General features: G+C 44.3%; 5 protein-coding genes. All 5 read right to left on the bottom strand.

Features of this window, described 5'->3' with window-relative positions:
- Nucleotides 1-403 precede the first annotated feature (403 nt).
- Nucleotides 404-616, bottom strand: coding sequence for a cold-shock protein (locus Q1A70_RS18615; protein ID WP_004730009.1), 213 nt, complete (start codon nt 614-616; stop codon nt 404-406).
- A gap of 354 nt (nt 617-970) precedes the next feature.
- Entirely contained in the window at nt 971-2,248 is a 1,278-nt protein-coding gene (locus Q1A70_RS18620) for a cytosine deaminase (RefSeq protein ID WP_299695195.1), read from the bottom strand.
- A gap of 9 nt (nt 2,249-2,257) precedes the next feature.
- Nucleotides 2,258-3,496 (bottom strand): cytosine permease, encoded by a 1,239-nt coding sequence (codB, locus tag Q1A70_RS18625; RefSeq protein ID WP_299695193.1) that lies wholly within the window; start codon nt 3,494-3,496, stop codon nt 2,258-2,260.
- Nucleotides 3,497-4,069: 573 nt separating this feature from the next.
- Nucleotides 4,070-5,293 (bottom strand): efflux RND transporter periplasmic adaptor subunit, encoded by a 1,224-nt coding sequence (locus Q1A70_RS18630; RefSeq protein ID WP_299695190.1) that lies wholly within the window; start codon nt 5,291-5,293, stop codon nt 4,070-4,072.
- Complete coding sequence (locus Q1A70_RS18635; protein ID WP_299695187.1) at nt 5,287-5,637, bottom strand: MFS transporter; 351 nt, start codon at nt 5,635-5,637, stop codon at nt 5,287-5,289. The genes Q1A70_RS18630 and Q1A70_RS18635 overlap by 7 nt, the downstream gene beginning before the upstream one ends.
- Nucleotides 5,638-5,768: the final 131 nt, after the last annotated feature.

Below are 5,768 nucleotides of genomic sequence, written 5' to 3' on the forward strand. Positions count from 1 at the left end.
GGAGCGTGCAGATAGAGTTACCAAAATGTGCACCAGAGACTGGATTAACCTGACCAGTTAATTTTCCAGATTGGTATTAGAGGCACCGCTTTTTTCAGATTGGCGGCGGATTTCTGAAATTCTTCATCGTTCATTTTTTACTACAGATCCCAAACTAACTACAGTCACTTGTCTAGAGGTTAGCGGATTTTGAATCTGTTTACTTTAAGAAATATATAAATAGTGGATAAAGGTTGGATAAATCACTTGTTTTGCTATGAATCTCGTTTAGGTGTTGATAAGGGGTATTGATGACACTGAGGCTGTACAGGGGAGTGTGGGGAAAAAGGGGAGAGATTATCGACAGATATAAAAAAGCGCCGATAAAATCAGCGCTTTAAAATTTGTTTTAGCTAAATGCTAATTATTGAGCAACAACGTTAGCTGCTTGTAGGCCTTTTTGACCGTTTTCAACTTCGAAAGAAACCTTTTGGCCTTCTTTCAGAGTTTTGAAACCTTCAGAAGCGATAGCACGGAAGTGTACGAATACGTCAGCACCGCCGTTATCTTGAGAAATGAAACCGAAACCTTTCTCTTCGTTGAACCATTTTACAGTGCCAGTATTTGTGTTAGACATAATTTGTCCCTTATTCATGAATTTTCTAAAGTGTTGATTGCATTACTGCAATGCGCTGATAATTGAATTATTTAATATTGCTAAGAAATAAGGAAAAACTACTTACAAAAACGGGTAACGATTTTACATGTCAATTTTTTACTTTTCATCTAACTTAAATAACTCCGGCTAACAGAGCGAGTGCATGTTAACACAGTCTTTTGAGATGTACACACATAGATTAAGAAATCCGTGCTTTTTTTGTTATACCGTACTGTTGTACGAAAAACACACTAACTTAGTGGCTGTTTTATCGCTTGGCAAGCATAACAAAGGAAGCATCTCAGCTTCCTTTCATCTCTAGTATAGACGATATTAACGCTTAAAGTTGATATCTTCGGTTTGGCCCAAATTGATTTTTGTTTTAGCTGGTTGGGTCTCTGCGATCACCTTACCGTGGCGCACTGAGTATTGCACTGGCACTTGGCGGCGCACGGCATCAAAGCCATTGTCAGCCGGAAGGATCAGTAGACTACCTGGCTTACCTTCTTCAATACCAAAGCTGTCTTGGATATTTAATGTGCGAGCTGAGTTCTTGCTGATTAAATCAAGCGAGTTGTTGATTTGGTCGTAGCCCATAACCTGTGTCACGTGCAGCCCCATGTGCAGAACTTGAAGCATATTTGCAGTACCTAGCGGATACCATGGGTCAAACACATCATCATGGCCGAAACAGACATTGATGTTCGCTGCTAGCATCTCTTTTACGCGCGTGACACCACGACGTTTCGGGTAATCATCGAAGCGGCCTTGTAAGTGAATATTCACTAGCGGGTTTGCCACGAAGTTGATACCAGACATTTTTAATAAGCGGAATAGGCGTGAAGCGTAAGCACCGTTGTACGAACCCATAGCCGTCGTATGGCTCGCAGTGACCTTTTCACCCATTTCGAATTTGTGGGCTAGGGCAGCCAGTGTTTCAACGAAACGAGATTGCTCGTCGTCGATTTCATCACAGTGCACGTCGATCAGGCAGTCATACTTACGTGCAAGCTCGAATACGTAATGCAGAGACTCAACACCGTACTCACGCGTGAATTCGAAGTGAGGGATAGCACCAATAACGTCAGCGCCGATCTTCACTGCTTCTTCAAGCAACTCTTTACCGTTAGGGTATGAAAGAATGCCTTCTTGAGGGAATGCAACGATCTGAATGTCGACCCACTCTTTCATCTCTTCACGAACTTCAACCATCGCTCTTAACGCAACTAACGTTGGGTCAGACACATCAACGTGTGTACGCACGTGTTGCACACCATTCGCGATCTGCCATTTCAATGTTTGTTTGGCACGAGATTTTACGTCTTCGATTGATAGCAGTTCTTTGCGCTCAGCCCAACGCTCAATACCTTCAAACAAGGTGCCAGAGATGTTCCAGTTAGGCTCACCAGCGGTTTGAGTGGTATCTAGGTGGATGTGCGGTTCACAGAAAGGAGTAACTGCAATGCCACCTTCAGCATCAAGGATGTCACCTTGGTGATTGATCTGTGCTTCATTATCGAGAATGCGAGAAAATTGACCATTTTCAATCAGAATCTGTTTTAAACCTTCTCGGTCTTGAAGTTTCGCGTTCTTGATTAATAAGGTTGTCATAGTGTGTCCTTAAGCGGCCTGAGATTTCAGCGCTTTCTTATTCAATAGGGTATTAAGCACGAGGTAGCTAATTGCACCACCTAACACTGCGTTCAAAGGAACAACGCCAGGCAGGAAGTGACCAGCGGCTACGCCGGTTGCTACCGCGATAATGCCAGCCCAGTTGACGGTTTGGAACTCTGCATTTGCAAAATCTTTGTAACGTTTACGGTTTGCGAAGAAGTCCGCGATGATTACGCCACCAATAGGTGGGATAGCCAATGAAAGGAAGGTCAACCAACCAACGAAGTTGTTGTATAACCACAATGCGCAGATCGTGCCAACAATACCGTTAATGATAGACATTGTCGTACTTGAGCGCCCCGTGATGTTGGACAACCCCAGACCTGATGCATAAAGGGCATTTTCATTGGTTGTCCAGATGTTTAAGCCAAGCACGATAATGGCGGGAAGTAGCAGACCTTGAGCAATCATCACATCTGAAATATCTGACTGACCGGTTGCTGCCGCGCCTGCTGCGCCGAAGATAAACATTAATGAGTTACCAATGAAGAACGCGATCATGGTAATTAAGACTGCGCTTGCGGGCTTTTTACCAAAACGAACGAAGTCAGCCGTTAGCGTACCTGCGCTGGCAAACGACCCGACAACTAAGGCTAAAGCCATAGAGAAGTCCATTGGCGTTTCAGGCTTAATGAGTTGTAGTTGCTCTAATCCACCAACGCTGTCTACGGCCGTCAGTACTGAATAACCACCCAGAATCGCAATCGCAGGCACCGCAATCGCTGAAAGCACCATTAGTGCTTTAATGCCGAAATACACCGTACCTGTCATCAACAATCCAGATACGATAATTAAGGTATTGGTATCAATGCCCGTTGCTTTATGTACCGGAATGGCAAACATCGCAACGCCCACGCCAAACCAACCGACTTGTGTACCGCCAAGTAGCGCAGAAGGAAGCCATGATCCTTTAGTACCGAAAGAGAAACGAGCAAGGAGGTGAGTCGAGAGGCCAGTCGATGAGCCGATGTAGCCAAGCAAAGAAGTGTAAATACCGAGGATGAGGTTACCGATGAGAACGGCGAGGAAAAAATCGTTGAACGAGAGACCTGTCCCGAGTGAACCGCCAGTCCACATACTTGCAGAGAAGAAAGTGAGTCCAAGCATTACCATGGTGAGTGAAGCGACTCCTTTCCTAGCTGATGTAGGAACCGGCCCTAGACTGTAGTTATTATCAGCAGCCATTTTTTACCTCCGCAAATGCTCAAAATTAAAATTAATGGTCGCCGTATTGCAGGCAAACGTGCGCATTATGGTGATATAAATCACAGAGTCAATGATAATCTTGTCAGTAAAGGTGCTTGAGAATCAATTATCATCTTAAATCTTTTGCAAAACATAAGGTTATTTTCTTCATTTATTTTATGAAAATAAATAGAAAACGTTTTCTATAACATGTGGGTATCTGCAATCGATAGTTGGCTATGAATGTTGATTATTATTCGATTGAATGGGTGTCTGTATCGAGAGGGGAGCGGTTAGCCAAACGACAGGCAAAAAAAATAGCCAATCGCAATAACCGCAATTGGCTTATATATGTGTGAACAATAGTAGGTTCACTAACAACGTCAGTTGGCTAGGTGACCCTCGGCTTAAGAAGGGTCAATATATACAAAGCAGATAGCGTGCCAACTTTTAAAACCAAGAATATAGGCTGTTTTATAGCAATTTGGTGCGTATTTGAGCATTTTACTTGCACTTTTGTATTAATCTGTTGCATTTTGCGAATGCAATTTGCGATTAATGCTAATCTGGTGGCTAAATGGAGTAGAAGAAGTACAGCTGAGACTTCATTCGAATGATGATCCCACGTATTACATCTAGGAACGCCATAAAGCCAATAGGCTTCTCACCACTTACCCACGCTAACCCGACAGAACCAACAGGAATGTCGTAGCCCTCTGCTTCGTTTATCTTCAAGCGAACGAAGTGATGCTTATTTTGTAGATTTTTACCGGTTGTTGCCCTCACCGATTCATCAATACCCAATAATGTGGCTTGTGCTTCCCCCGTCGCTTCTACAATCCCTTCTACGGTTGCAGAGAATATTTTCCCTGGATACACCGCAGTTGCAAACTCTGCAGGCTGGCCGACCTTAATATTGCGGATCGCTTGATGATTGACTCGCATCAGCACGTACTTCTCTTCGGTATACATTTGTATACGTGGCATCATCGAAACGCGCTGACCCTCGCGAAGAATAAAGTTCGTCACAAAGCCGTCAGTCGGTGCTGTAACTTTGGTACTGTTAAGCTCCCATTGAGCTTGCGCCAGTGTGGCTTTTGCAGAATCGACCTCAGCGTGCTTCTTGTTTACGTTGGTTTGCGCTTTTTGGATGTTTAGCTTCGCGTTTTTGGCATCGATTTGTTTCTTACTAAGCTGTGATTCCAACGTGGTGACATTATGCATTGCTAACTCAACCTTCGCCGTTTGTTGGTCGATGTCAGTTTCAGTAATCGTATGCTCTACGACGCTGTTTTGCTTCTGGTAACGGTCAAGTGTCTTTGACTGAAGGACTAAATCTGTCTTTGCTGACTCAATTTGTGCAATAGACGCTTGGATGTCTTGTAATGCTGATTGGTAACTGACTTCCGCTATGCTCACTTCTTGGCGAGCGGTTTCCTGAGCAACCTCAGCCGATTCAAGTTGAACACTCGCTTTGTCTCTGGCAATGACATACTTGGTGTCGTCAATTTCATAGATCAATTGTCCTTCAACCACATCTTGGTTGGGACTGATGTGCACCTTAGTGGTATTGCCCGTTACAGATGTTGACTCTGGGCGCAATTGTATGTGTGGGGATTGGACGACAGAACCCCCCGATAAATCCATCGGAGTGAAGTTAAGTAGTCCTACCCAAACAAACAATAACCACGATGTCCCTCCTAGATACGCAAACGCCTTAGTTCCTGTATTCCAAGGCATACCAACCAGTCTCAGCAGGTAAATGAACAGTGCCCAAACCGCTAAACCTTCTAACATGCTTGGCTCTCCTCTTTTTGTGTCTCGGTCGCTGCCGGATCTTTAGAGGTGGCTGGCGACTTCCAAGTGTCTCTTAGATTGATAATGGCCTTTTCCATATCAACGAACGCCAAGATGACGGCGAGTACCCATACCCAATGCCATATAAAACCTATCCATGTCAGAGCCGTGATTAATCCGAGCTGTTGGTGATCTGTACTATGGGCTTTATTGATAGGCAATTCATGTACGCGCCAAAATCCGTAACACGCGGCTGCAATCGTCGCGACCAATACCACGCCAGCCACAACGTGTAACGCGCTATCTGCGCCGGTTCCGACAAATGGGACACTAACTAAACTCATTGATAAACCCTAAGTGAAATGGAGTGCCGAGTGTGAATCGAATGAGGTTTTTAGGGGCTTTGTTGCGTAAATCGAGTGAACTAAATCAGAATCGTACGATCAGATCAGAGACATTCTCTTATTGACTCCGA

Origin of the sequence: uncultured Vibrio sp. (genome assembly GCF_947488985.1) — a bacterium.
GTDB lineage: Bacteria > Pseudomonadota > Gammaproteobacteria > Enterobacterales > Vibrionaceae > Vibrio.

Bases quoted from the DNA above. Each gene is read 5' to 3' on its own strand.
- Q1A70_RS18615 (WP_004730009.1), bottom strand. From the start codon at position 616: ATGTCTAACACAAATACTGGCACTGTAAAATGGTTCAACGAAGAGAAA.
- Q1A70_RS18635 (WP_299695187.1), bottom strand. From the start codon at position 5,637: ATGAGTTTAGTTAGTGTCCCATTTGTCGGAACCGGCGCAGATAGCGCG.
- codB (WP_299695193.1), bottom strand. From the start codon at position 3,496: ATGGCTGCTGATAATAACTACAGTCTAGGGCCGGTTCCTACATCAGCT.
- Q1A70_RS18630 (WP_299695190.1), bottom strand. From the start codon at position 5,293: ATGTTAGAAGGTTTAGCGGTTTGGGCACTGTTCATTTACCTGCTGAGA.
- Q1A70_RS18620 (WP_299695195.1), bottom strand. From the start codon at position 2,248: ATGACAACCTTATTAATCAAGAACGCGAAACTTCAAGACCGAGAAGGT.